Origin of the sequence: Tepidanaerobacter acetatoxydans Re1 (genome assembly GCF_000328765.2) — a bacterium.
Taxonomy (GTDB): Bacteria; Bacillota; Thermosediminibacteria; order Thermosediminibacterales; family Tepidanaerobacteraceae; genus Tepidanaerobacter; species Tepidanaerobacter acetatoxydans.
Genome location: NC_019954.2, coordinates 2306845 through 2325232, shown reverse-complemented (window position 1 = coordinate 2325232; position 18388 = coordinate 2306845). Strand labels below are relative to the sequence as shown.

General features: G+C 37.3%; 17 protein-coding genes. 14 read left to right on the top strand and 3 right to left on the bottom strand.

Annotated features, from left to right (window positions below; all coding sequences use genetic code 11):
• Positions 1 to 27 precede the first annotated feature (27 nt).
• Positions 28 to 426, bottom strand: coding sequence for a CBS domain-containing protein (locus TEPIRE1_RS11080; RefSeq protein ID WP_013779263.1), 399 nt, complete (start codon positions 424 to 426; stop codon positions 28 to 30).
• Positions 427 to 702: 276 nt separating this feature from the next.
• On the opposite strand from TEPIRE1_RS11080, the gene TEPIRE1_RS11075 reads away from it, so the two are divergent.
• Both TEPIRE1_RS11075 and dhaL read left to right on the top strand, forming a co-directional pair.
• Positions 703 to 1698, top strand: a complete 996-nt coding sequence (locus TEPIRE1_RS11075) for a dihydroxyacetone kinase subunit DhaK (protein WP_013779262.1) — start codon at positions 703 to 705, stop codon at positions 1696 to 1698.
• Between the two features lie 54 nt (positions 1699 to 1752).
• Positions 1753 to 2397 carry a dihydroxyacetone kinase subunit DhaL gene (dhaL, locus tag TEPIRE1_RS11070; RefSeq protein WP_013779261.1) on the top strand — a complete coding sequence of 215 codons (645 nt, stop codon included), beginning with the start codon at positions 1753 to 1755 and terminating at the stop codon, positions 2395 to 2397.
• 70 nt (positions 2398 to 2467) lie between these two features.
• On the opposite strand, the gene TEPIRE1_RS11065 is transcribed toward dhaL, so the two are convergent.
• Positions 2468 to 3241, bottom strand: coding sequence for a DeoR/GlpR family DNA-binding transcription regulator (locus tag TEPIRE1_RS11065; RefSeq protein ID WP_013779260.1), 774 nt, complete (start codon positions 3239 to 3241; stop codon positions 2468 to 2470).
• A gap of 315 nt (positions 3242 to 3556) precedes the next feature.
• Here TEPIRE1_RS11065 and rpiB point away from each other — a divergent pair, with 315 nt between their 5' ends.
• From rpiB to TEPIRE1_RS11010, 11 genes are all read left to right on the top strand, one after another.
• Positions 3557 to 4021 (top strand): ribose 5-phosphate isomerase B, encoded by a 465-nt coding sequence (gene rpiB / locus TEPIRE1_RS11060; protein ID WP_013779259.1) that lies wholly within the window; start codon positions 3557 to 3559, stop codon positions 4019 to 4021.
• A 63-nt stretch (positions 4022 to 4084) separates the two neighbouring features.
• Positions 4085 to 4888 (top strand): triose-phosphate isomerase, encoded by an 804-nt coding sequence (locus TEPIRE1_RS11055; RefSeq protein ID WP_013779258.1) that lies wholly within the window; start codon positions 4085 to 4087, stop codon positions 4886 to 4888.
• Positions 4889 to 4962: 74 nt separating this feature from the next.
• Positions 4963 to 6408: an NAD(P)/FAD-dependent oxidoreductase gene (locus tag TEPIRE1_RS11050; protein ID WP_013779257.1), complete on the top strand. Its 1446-nt coding sequence runs from the start codon at positions 4963 to 4965 to the stop codon at positions 6406 to 6408.
• Between the two features lie 33 nt (positions 6409 to 6441).
• Positions 6442 to 7698, top strand: a complete 1257-nt coding sequence (locus TEPIRE1_RS11045; protein ID WP_013779256.1) for an NAD(P)/FAD-dependent oxidoreductase — start codon at positions 6442 to 6444, stop codon at positions 7696 to 7698.
• The gene (locus tag TEPIRE1_RS11040) at positions 7699 to 8067 is read left to right on the top strand and encodes a DUF1667 domain-containing protein (protein ID WP_013779255.1); all 369 of its coding nucleotides are present in this window, start codon (positions 7699 to 7701) and stop codon (positions 8065 to 8067) included.
• Positions 8068 to 8111: 44 nt separating this feature from the next.
• On the top strand, positions 8112 to 9599 hold the full coding sequence (gene glpK / locus TEPIRE1_RS11035) for a glycerol kinase GlpK (protein WP_013779254.1): 1488 nt from the start codon (positions 8112 to 8114) through the stop codon (positions 9597 to 9599).
• 16 nt (positions 9600 to 9615) lie between these two features.
• On the top strand, positions 9616 to 11148 hold the full coding sequence (locus TEPIRE1_RS11030; RefSeq protein ID WP_013779253.1) for an FGGY-family carbohydrate kinase: 1533 nt from the start codon (positions 9616 to 9618) through the stop codon (positions 11146 to 11148).
• A gap of 27 nt (positions 11149 to 11175) precedes the next feature.
• Positions 11176 to 12054 (top strand): hypothetical protein, encoded by an 879-nt coding sequence (locus TEPIRE1_RS11025; protein WP_013779252.1) that lies wholly within the window; start codon positions 11176 to 11178, stop codon positions 12052 to 12054.
• Between the two features lie 70 nt (positions 12055 to 12124).
• Entirely contained in the window at positions 12125 to 13408 is a 1284-nt protein-coding gene (locus TEPIRE1_RS11020) for a RuBisCO large subunit C-terminal-like domain-containing protein (RefSeq protein ID WP_013779251.1), read from the top strand.
• An 86-nt stretch (positions 13409 to 13494) separates the two neighbouring features.
• On the top strand, positions 13495 to 14676 hold the full coding sequence (locus TEPIRE1_RS11015) for a 6-phosphofructokinase (RefSeq protein ID WP_013779250.1): 1182 nt from the start codon (positions 13495 to 13497) through the stop codon (positions 14674 to 14676).
• Positions 14677 to 14910: 234 nt separating this feature from the next.
• Positions 14911 to 15996, top strand: coding sequence for a VIT1/CCC1 transporter family protein (locus TEPIRE1_RS11010; protein ID WP_013779249.1), 1086 nt, complete (start codon positions 14911 to 14913; stop codon positions 15994 to 15996).
• Between the two features lie 199 nt (positions 15997 to 16195).
• On the opposite strand, the gene TEPIRE1_RS11005 is transcribed toward TEPIRE1_RS11010, so the two are convergent.
• Complete coding sequence (locus TEPIRE1_RS11005) at positions 16196 to 16453, bottom strand: CPF_0552 family protein (protein ID WP_013779248.1); 258 nt, start codon at positions 16451 to 16453, stop codon at positions 16196 to 16198.
• Between the two features lie 319 nt (positions 16454 to 16772).
• Here TEPIRE1_RS11005 and TEPIRE1_RS11000 point away from each other — a divergent pair, with 319 nt between their 5' ends.
• The gene (locus tag TEPIRE1_RS11000) at positions 16773 to 18320 is read left to right on the top strand and encodes a coenzyme F420-0:L-glutamate ligase (RefSeq protein WP_013779247.1); all 1548 of its coding nucleotides are present in this window, start codon (positions 16773 to 16775) and stop codon (positions 18318 to 18320) included.
• The last annotated feature ends 68 nt before the right edge of the window (positions 18321 to 18388 follow it).

The window sequence follows — 18388 nt, the reverse complement described above, 5'->3', positions numbered from 1 at the left end:
ATTATAGGATTTGTTTATTGCTTGAAACTAGTATTGATTCATTTGCTGCTCTATTATATAGTAATCTAATATGTCTTCAAACGAGATAATGCCTACAACCTCATCATTGTCGCCCTCTACAACAGGTAATGCAATAATATTATAATCTCTCAGGCGCTTTGCAACATCCAATATTTCCTCATCTGCATGCGCCTTTATAACTTCTTTTGTCATGACCCATTCTACGGGGCAGCTTTTATAATGGCCCGGATCCATCAAAAAACGGTAAATATCCGCTTTTACAATCATTCCAACCAGGCGATTATCTTCATCTACAATGGGGGTACCGTTTACCTTTTCTTTGTTCATAATTTCAAGTGCCCTATCAACAGTCTCGTCAGGTCTTATTACTATTACCGGAGACTTCATTATTTCTCTGATTTTCATAAGATTACCCCTTTCCTAAAAGTTTTGTCAATCTATTTCCTATATTTAATATATCATTTTTTTACCAGAATATCGAGTGGTATGAAAATAGAATAGATATTGGCTTTTTATGTGCTTATAAAAAACAGGAAACAAAAATATAGGCTGCAGTGTTAAGATAGGTGTTCGATTTGTTCAGAAAGAGAAGAATATTACCAAATTTAGCTTGACACCAATTGCCGTCGATAATATAATTTGTGATGAAGGGCAAATATATAATAAAGGGAGGCGTTATTGTTGAGAAGGTTAATAAATGATCCTTATGATGTTGTAGAAGAAATGTTGGAAGGGTTTTGTAGAGCTCACAATGATTATGTTCACCTCTATGAGAACGATGGCCGTGTTGTTGTAAGCAATTTGGCCCCAGTAAAAGACAAGGTAGGAGTTATTATAGGTGGTGGTTCGGGTCATGAGCCTTTATTTTTGGGATATGTTGGTGAAAATTTTGCGGATGCTGCAGTAATTGGAAATATTAATACATCTCCTTCACCCGAAGCATGCTATAATGCGGTAAAAGCTGTGGATGCCGGTCGAGGCTGCATATACCTTTATGGTAATTATGCCGGAGATGTGATGAATTTTGACATGGGAGCAGAACTTGCTGCAGAGGACGGTATTCGCGTAGAAACGGTTACTGTTACCGACGATGTATATTCATCTAAAAATATAAAAGATCGAAGGGGAGTAGCCGGCGATTTCTTCGTATTTAAAATTGCTGCGGCTAAAGCAGCTATGGGCGGTGATTTGGATGAGGTTGTTGCTGCAGCTTCAAAAGCAAATGATAATACCAGATCTATGGGTGTTGCTCTGTCTTCGGCTACCCACCCGGCTACAGGAAAGCCTATGTTTGAACTGGCCGATGGAGAAATGGAAATTGGAATGGGAATTCATGGTGAACCGGGAGTAAGAAGAGGCAAACTGCAGAATGCAGATAAAGTGGTAGATGAGATCATGAGTCATATCTTACCAGATTTACCATTTAACGCAGAAGATGAAGTTGCAGTCATTGTTAACAGCCTTGGTGCTACGCCGTTAATGGACTTGCATATTTGTTTTAGGAGAGTAGCTCAAATATTAGATGATAAAAAGATAAAGATATACAGATCATTTGTGGGTCCTTATGCAACTACTATGGACATGAGCGGAATGTCTATAACATTGATGAAATTGGATGATGAGTTAAAGAAAATGCTGGATTATCCATGTGCTACACCTTATTATATTAAAAAATAAGCTAATAATGAAGTAAGTTTTTTCTAAAGGTTTTCAGATGAAAGAAGGTATCATATGTATACAGATTGCGTAATGGACAAAGAATATTTTTTTAATGTTATTGAAAAAATAGCTGAACTTGTTGAAGAGAAACGAGATTATTTGACAGAACTGGATGCTGCTATTGGTGATGCTGATCATGGCTTTAATTTAAGCATAGGTTTTCGTGAAGTATCTAAAAAAATGCCGGAATGGAAAGATAAAGATATAAAAGGGTTTTTTAAAAGTGTTGGCATGACATTGCTTTCAAAAGTAGGTGGCGCATCAGGCCCTCTTTACGGAAGTTTCTTCATGAAATTTGGTGAACCAGCTGACGGCAAGGAGGAAGTAACGTTTGAAGAACTTTTCCAGATGTTTAAGCAAGGAGTAGAGGCTGTAGAGTTTAGAGGAAAGGCTTCAGTAGGAGAAAAAACAATGGTAGATGTCTTAAGACCTGCCGTAGATGAATTCGAAAAAGCTATGAAGGAAAATCTTGCACCTAAAGAAATTATGGAGGCTTTTATTGATACGGCAAGAAAAGGTGCCGAATCAACTATAGACATGATCGCAAAAAAAGGCCGAGCTATGAGGCTTGGAGAAAGATCTATAGGTCATTTGGATCCTGGTGCAGCTTCATCAACCATGATTTTAGAGGTTTTTGCAGACTGTTTTCCATGTTAGAAAGAAAATCAAAAAGCCGGTGGGATAAGCAAGTTTTTATCCACCGGCTTTATTTTGATATTTAAAATTTTTAAACCACAAATAGCCTTATACCCATATCTTCTATAAATTTTCTCCATTCTTGAGTAATTCCGGAATCTGTAACAATAGTATCAATTTCATTCAATTGTGCAAAATACGCAGTGCGAACTTTTCCAAACTTACTTGAGTCTGCTACAAGTATTCGATTTTCAGCTGACTGCAAAATAGCATGTTTAGTAGGAACTTCGTAACTATTGGCACAAGTAAGGCCTAATTTTTTATGCACACCGTGGGCTGAAATAAAAAGTTTTGTTGCACGTATATTCTCTATCAAACTGATTCCTTGAGGTGATTCAAACATTTGATCATTAGGGTGAAAGTAACCGCCAGCAAATATGATTTCTACATTTTGTTTCTTTACAAGCTGTTCTAGTACATTGAAATTGTAACACAGCACAGTGATGCTTATATCCTCAGGTATGTACTTAGTGAGTTTATCTGTGGTAGAACCATTATCTATAATAACTATGTCTCCTGGCTCGATTAAACCTGCAGCAAATTGACCGATTCGGTCCTTCTCTATGTTCATTTTAGTTTTTTCAGAATATAATTCGTAATCGCTTAGATCCGAATCCGAGTCAGCCTTATAGGTAGCTTTACCATGACTTCGAATTATAATGTCATCGGCCTCTAAAATGTTCAAATCTCTACGAATAGTCATTTCAGAGACATGCAGCATATCAGAAAGATTTTTAACTGACATCGTTTCATTCTTTTTCAACAGGGCGATAATTTGATTTAAGCGTTTGCTTTTGCTGCCCATGTAATTTCCTCTCTCTCAAATATGTTAGATATAACTTAATTTTATTATACACGATAAAACAAAAAAAACAAACAAAAAAACATATTTATTGAATAAATATGTAAAACTTAAAATGCAAGACACAAATCAAAATAGTTTCGAACAAAAGCAACCATTATATGTTTATATTAGAATTAATTTCTAAAAATTATTAAAAAAGCAATAAAAAAATCATCAAACAATCAATAAATATGTTGATTTGTTCGAATAGAAGGCGTATAATGGTAGCAAAAGGTGTATAAGTAAACAAATATTATGTTTTTGAGGTGAAATATTATGAAAAAACAAACCATTGTGATTGGTTGCGATAATGCGGCAGTTTCGATGAAAAAAATGTTAATTGATTTTTTAGAGGAGAAGGGTATTGCTGTTGAAAATATGGGATGTGACTCGCCTGATGATCCTACGAATTATCCAACTATAGCAAAACGTGTATGTGAAAAAATTATTGAAAGTGGATATACAAAACGAGGTATTCTTGTTTGTGGAACAGGAATCGGTATGTCAATAACTGCTAATAAATTCAAAGGCATACGTGCAGCTGTCTGCCATGAAAACTATTCGGCAGAGCGCTCTATACTTAGTAATAACTGCAACGTGCTTTGCTTAGGAGAACGGGTAATAGGTCATGAACTAGCTAAAAAGGTAGTAGGCGAGTGGATTACATTAGAGTTTAAAGATGGCAGATCGACACCTAAGGTTCAGGAAATAATTGATATTGAAAAAGAAAATTTCAAATAAAAGGCTTTAATGTTAAGTGCTATATGACATAAAGGTACAAAGAGGGATTAAAAGAGGGATTACATGAATAAAATGGGGAAATTGTATATAGGCACAAATACGAAAATGTATATGAACATTTCTCAAACTACAGATTTTTTAACAAAACTTCATGGATTAACACTAGATATTTCTCGCAAAAACATGGAGTTATTTGTTATCCCATCATATACGGCTCTAAACTCTGCAAGGAAATCAGTTCCGAAAGAGAGCATTTCTTTAGGCGCACAAAATATGTGTTGGGAAGACCGGGGTCAATTTACCGGAGAGATTTCGCCGCTGATGCTTAAAGAAATCGGTGTGCAAATTGTGCAAATCGGTCATTCGGAGAGGAGGCTTATTTTTAAAGAAACTGATGTAGAAGAAAACAAAAAGGTATTATGTGCGTTAAGACATAATTTTACGCCACTTCTCTGTATTGGTGAGACAATCGAACAAAAGGAAAAGGGAATATCTGATGAAATTTTAAAGATACAAATTAAAATGGGTCTAGATAAGGTTACACCAGAACAGGCAAAAAATATTTGGATTGCATATGAGCCAGTTTGGGCAATAGGTGTAGACGGTATTCCGGCATCAAAGGAATACGCAAACGAAAAGCATAAGGTGATAAAAGACACACTTATAGAGCTATTCGGGGAAACTTTAGGCAGAAATATTCCGGTGCTCTATGGCGGCAGTGTCAACAATCAAAATGCCGCAGACCTTATACAGATGCCGTATATCGACGGATTGTTTATTGGTCGAAGTGCATGGGATGCTGATAATTTTAATATAATTATTCGAAATGTGCTGCCGACATTTTTAAAAAAGCTTAAGCTGAATTAGATGCAAATTAACATTTTTGTTTATTTTGATAAAAGCGGACAAGCCATTTGATAAAAGCGTTAGGGGGAACAAAAATGCAAGATTATGATGTAGTAGTTATAGGCGGTGGAATTGTTGGAACTGCTGTTGCACGTGAGTTGTCAAAATATAAAATAAAAACTGCTTTACTGGAGTCAAAACTTGATGTGGGCGCTGGGACTACAAAGGGTAATGGCGGAGTTGTACATGCCGGATACGATCCAGCTCCTTCAACATTAAAAGGCAAATTAAATGTTAAAGGAAACTTAATGTACCCCAAACTATCTAAAAATTTAGGTTTTAATTTTAAAAATACCGGGTCTTTCGTTGTAGGCTTTAATGATGATGATTTAGCATATTTAAAAAAGCTATTAGAAAATGGCAAAAAAAATGGTGTTCCAAATATCAGGATAATAAGTCAAGATGAAATGAGAAAAATAGAGCCGAACATTAATCCGGATGCAAAATATGCTTTATATGCTCCAGGCGCAGGTATCGTTGAGCCGTTTGAGGTAGCAATAGCGTTTGCAGAAAATGCCTTTGAAAATGGTTGTGAAATCTTTAGAGGCCAAGAAGTAGTTGACATTGAAAAAATAGGAAATGATTTTGTTATAACGACACCTAAAAGTCAATATAGGTCACGGTATGTTGTTAATGCGGCAGGGGTATATGCAGACAAAATAGCAAATATGCTGAAAATTCATGATTATACAATAAATCCTAGACATGGTTCATTGCTAATTTTTGATAAATCAATGGATATCGACTTAAATACTGTAATGTTTCCAATTCCAAGCAGTCACACAAAAGGTATAGCTGTTATACCGACTATAGCGGGTAATATAATAATCGGTTCTACGGCTGAAATGGTAGAAGATAAAGAAGATACCTCAACAAAAAAAGATGAGATAGACCAACTTCTAAATGGTGCCAAATTGCTTGCACCTAAGATTAATCCACGTAAAGTTATAAGGGAATTTGCCGGGTTAAGGCCTGTTGCAATTGATAATAATGATGATTTTTATATCGGAGCTTCAAAAGATGTGAGGGGATTTATAAGTGTGGCAGGTATTCAATCGCCAGGTGTTGCGGCATCACCTGCTATTGCTGAATATGTGAGAGATATACTATCTAATGAAGGATTAGAACTAAAAGAAAAGTCAGACTTTAATGAATACAGGCAAGCACCTGTAGATTTTAGTGAATTAAGTGAAGAGGAGAAAAATAATTTAATCAAGAAGGATCCTAAATATGGGCAAATAGTTTGCAGGTGTGAATATGTGACTGAAGGAGAGATAATTGATTCTATTAGGAGACCTGTTGGAGCACTTACCATAGATGGCGTTAAAAGGAGAACAAGAGCGGGTATGGGCCGTTGCCAAAGTGGATTTTGTCAGCATAAAGTATTATCAATTCTGTCACGAGAGCTAAATCTCCCAAAAGATAGAATTGCTTTAGATGAAAAAGATTCTAATATAGTGTTTGGGCTATTAAAACAGTAGTTAACTAATTTGCAAGGTGGGAGGTTTTAGAAAATGGAAGCATTAACTTATGATGTAGCGGTTATTGGAGGAGGGCCTGCAGGGTTGGCAGCTGCTTTAGAAGCTTATAAGACCGGTGCAAAAGTTGCGATATTAGAAAGAAATGAAGAGCTGGGCGGTATACTAAACCAATGTATACACAGCGGCTTTGGATTGCAATACTTTAGAAGTGAGTTAACAGGTCCGGAATATGCTGAAAAGTTTATTGAAATGGTCAATGACACAGATATTGATGTTTTTTTAAATACTATGGTTATCAATTTATCAACTGATAAAAACATAATAGCTTTTAACAAAAACGGATTAATGCAAATAAATGCTAAGGCCGTGGTGCTTGCAATGGGATGCAGGGAAAGACCAAGGGGTGCCATAATGACGCCGGGATTTAGGCCTTCTGGGATATTTACGGCGGGCCAAGCTCAAAGATATATCAATATAGAAAATTTAAAACCTGGGAACAAAGCTGTAATATTAGGTTCTGGAGACATAGGGCTTATTATGGCTAGAAGATTAACCCTAGAAGGAATTAAAGTAGTAGGAGTATATGAAATAATGCCTTACCCAAACGGACTTTATAGAAACATTAAGCATTGTCTTGAAGACTTCAATATACCACTTCATTTATCTATGACGGTCACCAACATCTATGGCAAAAAAAGACTTGAGGCTGTGGAAGTGGCAAAAGTAGATTCTAATGGTGAGCCGATTAACGGCACCGAAGAGAGGATTGAATGTGATACATTATTGTTATCTGTTGGGTTAATACCAGAAAATGAACTTTCTTTAAATGCAGGTGTCATATTAAATGACACTACCAACGGTCCAATAGTAAGCGACAAGCTAGAGACAAATATTCCGGGTATTTTTGCATGTGGTAATGTTCTTCATGTACATGACCTTGTAGATAATGTGACTAAAGAAGCAGAGTTTGCCGGGAAAAATGCGGCATTGTTTGCACAAAACGGGAAAATCGACAGCCTTAAGATAACAGTGAAAACGGGAAATGAAATTAGATATACTGTGCCTAACTGTATTTATAAGGACGATGATATAGGAAAAGTAAATATGTTCTTTAGAGTAAAAAGACCTATAGTAAACGGACGTTTAATATTAAAATCAGGGGATAAAGTTATATTTGAAGGCAAAAACACAAATTTTAAGCCGAATAAAATGGAAAATATCCGCATTTCGAAGAACTTATTAAATAATATGCTCGATGAAATAGTTGTTGATGTCAAGGAGGAGGTTTAAATGGCTGATACGCAATTGATATGTACATCTTGCCCCAAGGAGTGCAATTTAAGTATAAGCTTGCAAGATGATAAAATCATAAAAATACAGGGGAACAGCTGCAAGAAAGGTATAGACTATGCTCAAATTGAAATGACGGATCCCAGAAGGATACTCACAACAACAGTCTTAATAAAGGATAGCGAGCATTTGCTTTTGCCGGTTCGTTCCAGCGCTCCGCTGCCTAAGGATATGTTGCAAGAGGCAGCAAAAATCACAAGAGGTTACAAAGTTACACCTCCAATAAAACGAGGGGATGTGGTAATTGCGAACATTTTAAATAGCGGTGTCCATATTATAGCATCAAGGAGCATTCCTGCTAGTATTTAATTTTCAAGTAGGTGTCAAAATATTTTATTCCAAGGAGGGTGTTTATGGGTCGTATTCTAGTTATTGACCAAGGTACAACCGGTTCGAGGGCTATAATCTTTGATGAGCACGGCGAGCGACTGTTTATGGAATACAAGGAATTTAGGCAGATATACCCAAAACCCGGGTGGGTGGAACATGATCCTATGGAAATTTGGGATGTTACATTAGATGTAACTAAAAGGGTTTTGGCAAATGCAAACATGTCGGGGAAAGATATTTCAGCTATAGGAATTACAAATCAAAGAGAAACTACAACACTCTGGGATAAAAATACCGGTAAGCCATTATATAATTCGATTGTGTGGGCATGTAGAAGAACTACGGATATATGTCAAGACCTTATTTCCAAAGGTTATAATGAAATATTTAATAAAAAAACAGGCTTAATCATTGACCCGGTTTATTCGGCAACTAAAATCAGATGGATTATGGATAACGTGGATGGCGTCAAGGAAAAAGTTGACAGAGATGAGGTGCTTTTCGGGACAATAGATAGCTGGCTTTTATGGAATTTAACAGGCGGCAATGTCCATGCAACTGATTTTTCTAATGCCTCAAGGACTATGCTGTTTAATGTAAAGGACATTAAATGGGATGAAGAATTACTTAAAATAATGGATATTCCTGCTAATATGCTTCCAGAGGTAAAACCTTCTGTGGGGTTATTTGGATATACCGATAAAAAGCTTTTTGGGAAAGAGATTCCTATAACTGGCATAGCCGGTGATCAGCAAGCGGCGCTCTTTGGTCAGACCTGCTTCGAAGAAGGCGATACAAAAAATACATATGGAACCAGTTGCGTGCCGTTGATGTTTACAGGTACTAAACCCGTATTTACTGATAAAGGACTTTTAACGTTGGCATGGGGCTATAATAATGAAGTGAAGTATTCTATGGGTGCAAGCATTTTTACGGCAGGTTCAGCAATTCAATGGTTGCGCGATAATCTTAATTTGATAAGCAGCTCATCCGAAACCGAAGAACTGGCAAAATCAGTAGAAGATAATGCGGGTGTCTACTTTGTTCCTGCATTTACCGGATTAGGTGCACCGCATTGGGACATGTATGCACGAGGCATGATTATAGGCTTGACATCAAATGCAACAAAAGCGCATTTGGTAAGAGCCACACTAGAGTCGCTGGCGTATCAAACAAGGGATTTATTAGATGAAATAGAGAGTAAATCAGCGATAAAACTTAAATGTTTAAAAGTAGATGGCGGGGCGGCTAAAAATAACTTTTTAATGCAATTTCAAGCTGACATATTAAATTGTCCTGTGATTAGGCCTAAGGATATTGAGACTACATCTTTAGGAGCGGCATACATGGCTGGTTTGGGAATTGGTATATGGAAAGACGAAAATGAGATAAAGCAATTGTGGAAAATTGACAAGGAATTTTATCCGAGTATGCAGAAAGATAAGCGCGAAGAATTATATAGTAACTGGAAACATGCTGTAGAACATGCTAGGGGATGGCTAAAAAAATAAAAATGGAGAGGATAGAATGAGTAAATACTTTGTTGGTATTGATGCGGGCACTTCCATAGTAAAAAGTGTGGTATTTGATACAAATGGAGAAGAGATTTACGTATCAAAGCAGAAGACACAAGTTTTATCACCTAAACCTAATTGGTCCGAACAGAATATGGACTCTGTTTATATAGCCACAATTAAGTCTTTAAGCAATTTAATCTTGAGCTCCGGAATATCTTCGGAAGATATTATAGCAATAGGCCTTACAGCTCAAGGTGACGGATGCTGGATGATAGACAAAGATGGAAACCCGGTAAGAAATGCTATATTATGGTCAGATGGCAGAGCTGCTAACTTAATCAAAGAATGGCAAGAAAATGGTATCGCTGAAAAAGTTTACAATATTTGTGGCTCAGCATTATTTCCGGGAGCTCAAGGTGCTATATTAAGATGGTTAAAAGACAATGAGCCTGAAAATGCATCTAAAATAGCATACGCCTTTTACTGCAAAGATTGGTTAAGGTTTAAACTTACAGGAGATATTGCAACTGATGAATCGGATGCATCTCTGCCATTTTTTGATATAGTGAAAAAAGAGTATTCCGATGAGGTATTAGCTTACTTTGGAATTGGCGATATGAAGGGAGTGCTTCCAAAGGTTATACCGGCAAGAAAGGCTGTATCTTACATTACTGATGAAGTTGCGGAAATTACAGGTTTAAAAAAGGGAACACCGTTAGTAGTTGGACCATTTGATGTTATCTCTACGGCAATAGGCGTTAATGCCATTGATGATGGAGTTGCATGTTCAATTATTGGGACAACATGCTTTAACGAAGTAACAATGGACAAACCGGATATATCTCCATTAAACGTAGGAATGACTGTTGTGCACGGCATTCCGAATAAATGGATGAGAGCTTTTGGCGCAATGAATGGAACTCCAAACTTAGACTGGTTTATCGAAGAACTAGCTAAGGCTGAAAAGGATGCAGCAGAAATATTAGATATTGATTTATATACTTATTTTGAAGATAAAATAAGTAGTATCCCTATAGGTTCCAACGGAATAATTTATCATCCATATATTAGTCCCGGCGGTGAGCGTGCACCTTTTGTAAAGCCTACGGCAAAAGCCCAATTTATGGGTATAAATTTAGACAATGATAAGTATGACTTACTAAGAGCTGTCTATGAAGGTGTTGCAATGTCAATGCTAGATTGCTATAAACATATGCCGGGGAATATAAAGGAAATCCATCTCTCAGGCGGAGGAGCTTCTAGTGAGTTTTGGTGCCAGATGTTTTCAGATGCCATAGGCAGAGTAATAAAAATTCCAAGAGGAAGTGAATTTGGTGCTAAAGGCGCTGTAATAAATGCAGCAGTGGCAATTGAATATTTTGACAGTTACGAAGAGGCAATTAATAACATGGTAAAAATGGAACGCGAATATGAGCCGAATATGTCAAATTATAAGGAATATCAGACATTATATAATATATACAAAGAAATTTATACAACAAATTGGGATGTATGGGATAAAATGAGTCAAATTAAACGATAAAATTCAACAATGAAAGGGGATATCGCAATGGATATTGTATCAATTTTAGCTGCTTTTGGTGGAGGAGTTTTTGGTAGTTTAATCGGAGGCACCACGGCCTTTATATTCACAGGTTTAATGGGGCTTGCCGGTATAGTAGTATCATTATCAGGAGGCGGAGATGCTATACTAAATAATATTGCCTTCGGGCCATTTTTCGGTCCACATGTGGCTTTTGCCGGAGGCGTTGCAGCAGCAGCCCTTTCGGGTAAAATAAAGAAAAATTTAGAGTCGGAAGGGACAGAGGAATGTTTAGCTAAATCACAACAATATGTTGATGGCTGCGATACACTGACGCCGATTTTTAAAACAAAAGATCCTTTAGTAATTTTAGCAGGAGGAATATTCGGGATATTAGGATTAATAGTAAACTATTTTTATGCAGAAATCTTACATTTACCAATAGATACTATTGGATTTACAGTATTAACCTTAGGTGTTGTTTGTAGACTTTTAATAGGCACTACCGGCTTATTTGGGAAAAAACCCGAAAATGTTAACCGTTATGCTTTTGAGCCGCAACAACTAATATTTTCTTTAATATGGTCATTTGGCTTTAGTGCAGTAGTTGCTTATGCTTGTTATACGTTAAACATAAATAATATAGGTTTTGTAATAAGCGCGTGCTCTCTTATCTTTTTATATTTTGGTCTAGATTTTCCGGTAACGCATCATATTTCTATGATTACCGGTTATGCAACTATTGCCTTTGGAAGTGTATTTTTAGGAGCTTTATTTGGCGTGATAGCTTTTCTTGTGGGAGAATTTATATTAAGAACATTTTCAAGCTATGCGGATACACATATTGACATGCCTGCGTTTACAATTGCAGTGCTGAGTTTTTTAATATTGGGCATATTAAGCTAACGCAAGAATGTTATAACAAATAGGACAAGCATATAGCCGTCGCCTTAAATTGTGATTGGAGGATTTGAAGATGCAAATGAATCGAAACAAAATTTTCGCTTTAAATGAAGAGATACGTAAAAAAGATTATGTTTTAGCAACATACTATATAGAGCTTGATAAAGATATAGATGTAATGGCTAAAGCATCCGCAATGGCGATAGGGCAAACAGTGGGTACTTGGATTCCAGTGCCTGGAATTACGGAGGAGATGCAGGAGCATCATATGGGAAAGGTAGTCAGCATCATTGACATACCACCGTATGAGCTTTCTACACAAATTGATGTAGAAAAATGTTCTTATCTTATACAAATTGCATATCCCTATATTAATTTTGGTGCGCAATTTCCTATGATGATTACAACATTGCTAGGCAATGATGCATCTACTTCCGCACAAGTAAAGCTAATGGATTTGCAGTTTCCGGAAAGCTTTGCATCTCAGTTTAACGGACCTAATTTTGGATTAGAGGGAGTACGAAAGCTTACAGGTGTTTACGATCGTCCTTTGGTATTAAACATGATTAAACCATGTACGGGATTTTCGCCTAAAGTAGGAGCAAAGATTTTTTACGAAACAGCTCTCGGCGGTGTAGATTTGATAAAAGATGACGAACTGCTGGGCAATCCGAATTTTTGCAAAGCAGTCGATCGTGTCAAAGAATATAATGAGGCAGCTAAAGCGGCTTTGGAGAAAACCGGTAAGAAAACGGTTTATGTAGTCAATATTACCGACAGTGTGGATAAAATTTTAGACAATGCAAAAAGAGTCGTTGATGCCGGCGCGCAAGCAGTAATGATAAATTTTGCTGCCGTGGGTTATGATATGCTTCATAATTTAGCTAAAAATATAAATGTACCTATCTTAGGCCATTATGCAGGTGCCGGCATGTTTTATGAAGGTGTGCTAAACGGAATGAGTTCACCCTTGGCTATAGGTAAACTACCAAGACTTGCAGGAGCAGACATAGTGATGATGAATACACCCTACGGCGGCTATCCCTTAAAATATCAAAAATATATCCAAACAACCAATGAATTGTCACTGCCTTACTATAATATCAAGCCTTCAATGCCTGCAGTCGGAGGCGGAGTCCACCCGGGTATTGCTGAACGCTATATTAAGGATTTGGGAACTGATATTATACTTGCACCCGGCGGCTCGATCCAGGGCCACCCGAAAGGTGCAGCGGCAGGGGCAAGAGCTATGCTCCAGGCAATTGATGCTGTGATGCAGGACGTACCTTTGGATGAAGCAGCAAAAGAGCATAGCGAGCTTAAGATTGCGCTTGATTTATGGGGATATAAAAAGTAAACTCACTTACTTTCGGCACCTGTATGGTACAGGTGCCGTTCAAATTTAATGTATTAATTTTTCAAATAAACAAATAGGAGGATTCCATGGAAAAGAACATATTATTTGCACAATCAGGGGGTCCCACCCAAGTCATAAATGCCAGTTGTTATGGAATAATAAAGGAAGCAAGAAAATATGATATGAAAATTTATGCGGCAAGATATGGTGTTGAGGGAATTTTAAATGAAAATATCATAGAAATAACAGATATAGATGATGGTTCCTTAGAAATTTTAAGATTTTCGCCCTCGGCTGCCTTTGGATCTTGCAGACATAAGCTTAAAGAGGATGAGTTTGAAAAAGTATTAGATTTGTTTTTGAAATATAACATAGGATATTTCCTATATATCGGTGGAAATGATTCTATGGATACCGCCAATAGATTTTCTGAATATGTAGCTAAAAACGGATATGATATTAAAGTAATCGGCATACCTAAGACAATAGATAATGATCTCTTAAATACACATTTTTGTCCGGGCTATGGCAGTGCTGCAAAGTATATAGCAACATCCGTAAGAGAGATGGATTTTGATGCAAACGTATATGAAAAGAATATCATAACAATTGTAGAAGTAATGGGGCGAGATAGCGGCTTTTTGGCTGCGGCTAGTGCCTTGGCAAGAGATGAATTGGTTGAATCGCCCCATCTTATATATCTTCCGGAAATACCTTTTGATGAAGAGGAATTTTTGCAAGAAGTTAGCGATGTCTATCAAGAAAGAGGAAAGGTTTTAATAGCAGCATCCGAAGGCCTTAAAGATGAGCAAGGAAATTATATCTTCCTTAGAGAAAAAAAGGCGGATAAGTTTGGCAATATTCAAATGGGCGGGGTTGGTAAGTATTTAGAGAGTATAGTGAAGGAAAATATTGCAGACAGGGTAAAGACCATAGAATTTTCCGTGCTCCAAAGGTGTGCCGCACATATTTTATCAAAAACTGATAACGATGTAGCAGCAATGGTTGGCAGTGCCGGAGTAAGATATGCTTTGGAAGGATGTAATGATGTTATGGTTTCTATCATGAAAAACAACGATAGTTTTTCAACTTCGACAACGCCTTTAAAAGATGTAGCGCTGGAAGTAAAGACTTTCCCCAGGGAGTGGATAGATGAGAAAAATAGGTGGGTTACCAAAGAGGCAATTGATTATATAACTCCACTTATTCAGGGTGAGGTAAAGCCGATTTTTAAGGATGGTTTGCCGAAATATTTAAGGTTTATTTAATGACTGTTTCTAAAACAAATTTTAGAATTATTGATTTAAAAGCCGGCATCTTTCATATTAGTCATATTAGTGCCGGCTTTTAAATCCTATTTTTATATCAAACAATGTTTTAAAAAGCTCTATTACTGGTAACGTCTTATAGACTTTGCTATTATTTTTAGTTCCTATAGTTAGTAAAATATTATTTGATGAATTGTTAATTAAATGATACATATATAGTAAGGGGTGATTATAATGTTCGATGAAATTAGCTCCGCATTATCGTTTTATAAAGAAGAAATAAAAGCGGCAAAGCTTTATGCATATCTTTCGGAAGTTGAGAAAGACGAAAAGATGAAGAAAGAATTTCATGAGCTTTGCCGTATTGAAACAGCCCATGCAAATTTCTGGTATGAGTTTCTTGATAGGAGGGGGCATGCTCCTAAAAAAGGCAGCGATTCTCTTGGCTTGGGTGGGTCAAAACTCCTTCGGGCAATATTAGGCCCAAGGCTTTACTTGTCAATTTTAGAGATGACAGAATCCTTAAGCACGGAAACCTATTATAAGTTTCTTCAGTCTGCTAAGATGTCTGATGATGAAAGAAAGGGTCTTAAAAAGATAATTGAAGAAGAGCTGGATCATGAAAATTTCTTTGAATCCCAGCAAAGTGCATTGCCGGCAGAAAATATCAGAGATTTTATTATGGGAATGAACGACGGCCTTGTAGAGCTTTTGGGAGCCGTTACCGGTTTGTCGGCGGTATATCCGAATAATCCGCTGTTTGTCGGGATAAACGGTTTGGTCGTTGGATTAGCTGGGGCTCTTTCCATGGCCATAGGCAGCTTTATTTCTGTTCGCTCACAGCGTCAGGTAAATGAAGGCATAAGAAAGAAGTTGGAATTGCTTTTTGGCGTTTCCGAAGAAAGGGCCAAGCGAGAGTTGGTGTCTAAGTTGACCGAATCCGGTCTGCCGGAGGATGTAGGAGAAGAAGTTGCCGATAAGATAGGTAAAAACCATGAATCAATGGTCAGCTTGCTTGTAGAAGAATCTGATGAGGATGAGATAAAGTCTGCAATATTTACGGGTATTGCGTATATTATCGGCGTAGTATTTCCGGTGCTTCCGTATTTTATAATGGGTTCATCTTTTGCCGCATTAGCCTTATCCGCTTTTTTAGCAGCTCTGGCTTTAGCCAGTGTAGCTACCATAGTATCCGTTACAGCTGGAAATTCGAATATAAAAGGTAAAATAGCCGAGATGGTAATAACAGGTCTAGGTGCTGCTGGGATTTCATACCTATTTGGGCTTTTAGTTCAAAATGTATTTGGCATCAGTGCATAAATAAAATCACATTAAACGGAAAATTTTATAAGGGCTGTTACCGAACTTTTATTTATAGATTCTCATAAATCAAAGCCATGCATGTAAGATGGTTTTACCGCTTACATGCATGGCTTTCGACTTTATACGGGGCTTTTATGTATGAATATGCAACTGCCCCTGGTATTCCTGCGATAATTTGAAGTGTGCAGTTAAGCAGTTAATCGGCACAAATCTCAAGACTCTTGGCTTTTACACCCGGTATAGAATTTAACTTATCTTCCAGGCTTTTACGTTCGGCTTCGGTGCCGCCGAGCTGAAGCAGAACTAACCCTTCTTCAGAGCAGGCATTATCCGTTTCGTGCAAACCCAATCTCATTTTTATAATACAGCCGTGCTCTGTGAGGGTTTCCTGAACTTCACCGGCATTTTTTGAACGGTGGTTAATCAGTACAGCCATTAGATTATAGCAGTTCATTTTCATACCTCCCTAATTTTATCTTTTGTGAAGCTTAATAAATTGATTTGATATTCGATCTGATGTAAATATTGTAACATACTTGTGAATAATTCGTCAATAATAATTACTATTAAAAATACTATCAGTGAGTAGAAGCTGTTAGAACCGCTTTTGTAAATGTACTATAAACATGGTAAAAAGCAGTTTTATTATGTAAAACTTAATATTTTTTGGTTTTTTAATGTTATTTTTTAGATTTTATTGATATAATAGGTGTGTAGCATAACTAATTCTAATTAATTATGTGCTTGATATGGAAAAGAAAGGATGTTGCCCCATGGAGAATTTTTCTCTTCCTACAGCTACAGGCGTAGCGGCTATTGGTCTGAAGACCGGTCTTATCTTTCCTAATGATGATATTGCTGCAATTACAACTGAAGCAGTAAAATCATTTGTAGAAGATAAGGACATTATATGTGTTACTGAAGCGGTGGTAGCCCGTTCTCAGAATCGTTACATATCTTGTAGCGATTTAGCTGAAGATATTCAAAAAAAATTGAACTTAAAACCAAAAAGTACTTTAGCGGTTATCAGTCCCATTGCAAGCAGGAACCGATTTGCCTTGGTATTAAAAGCGCTGGCCATGGCGACACGCGGTGGGAAAGTTATTGTGCAGCTTTCGATGCCGCTGGATGAAGTAGGCAATCAGGTAATGGATGAAGAATTTGCTACAACGCGAATCAGATTGAAAAAGGTTTTAAAAAGCCTTAGAGAGGCAAGAGAGAATACGCCACAGCTAAATGTCCTTATACGGGAGATTATAGCTGCTTTGAAATTACAAGAACTAGGTTACAATATTTTGAGCATACGAAAGATTACCGGCACAGGTATTGCAGATTTGACGGTGAGAACTCCGGAAGGTAAGCTGGCTGTGGCTGAGGTTACCTTTGCTAATTTAGAAAAAGCTAAGAAAAAGGCCATTGAGATTAAGCAAGACGTGGACGGGGCGGAGCAGGCAATGGTAATTGCTGTTGACTTGGGCCACCATAAGATTGTTATGGCGGATGCCGAAACAACTGATGAAGCAAAAACTTATGACTTTGGTCCGCAATTGGAAAGCTATCATGATCCCGATGTGGTTTATATCAATGAGCTGGAAAATATTAAATTTTCCCATCCTATTACGGGTATTGATTATAGAGATTTGTATATTGAGATGATCGAGTCGGGCGACGCCGAAGGCGAAGTGCTGTTTACCAATAATCCGCTAAAGGTTTATGATCGCGGATATATTAACGGTGTATGCATTTCAGCGGTTCATGAACGTGATAAGCTAAAGGAGTTATTTACATCTTTTGGCGCCATGGTTCCGGTTTTGACATTACAGGATATAGGGCCAGGGCCATGGGGTGTGATTGGTTCCAACGTTTCAGACTTTGAAAAAGGTGTACTTAAACTGCTGCCTGGCGATGCCGACGGTACCGCTGAAAATATCAAAGCCAAGATTAGAGAAGTTAGCGGTAAAGATGTAGAGGTGTTGATTTTTGGAGATGGTGCTTATAAAGACCCGGATACAGGAATATATGAAATGGCAGACCCACATCCGGCTATTGGAGTAAGCAGCGGACTTAAGAGTGCTGCCCTTAGGACAGGTAGTAAGCTTAAGCTTCAGGTGGATACATTATATAACCAAGGTTACTCCAGGGAAGAGATTGGAAATATGTTAAAAAACAAACAGGATAAAATCACCAAAGAAAGCTTAGGCACGACTCCTAGAAGTGTAACCAGCATTGTAGCTACTTTAGCTGACTTAGTAGCGGGGTCTGCAGATGCCGGAACACCTATTGTACTTGTTCGCGGCTTCCAATATTCTCGAGCAAATTAAACAGTAGTTTTAAAACTCATCTCCCGTATATCCATGTAAATAAATGGTTATAATTTCTAATAAGGAGA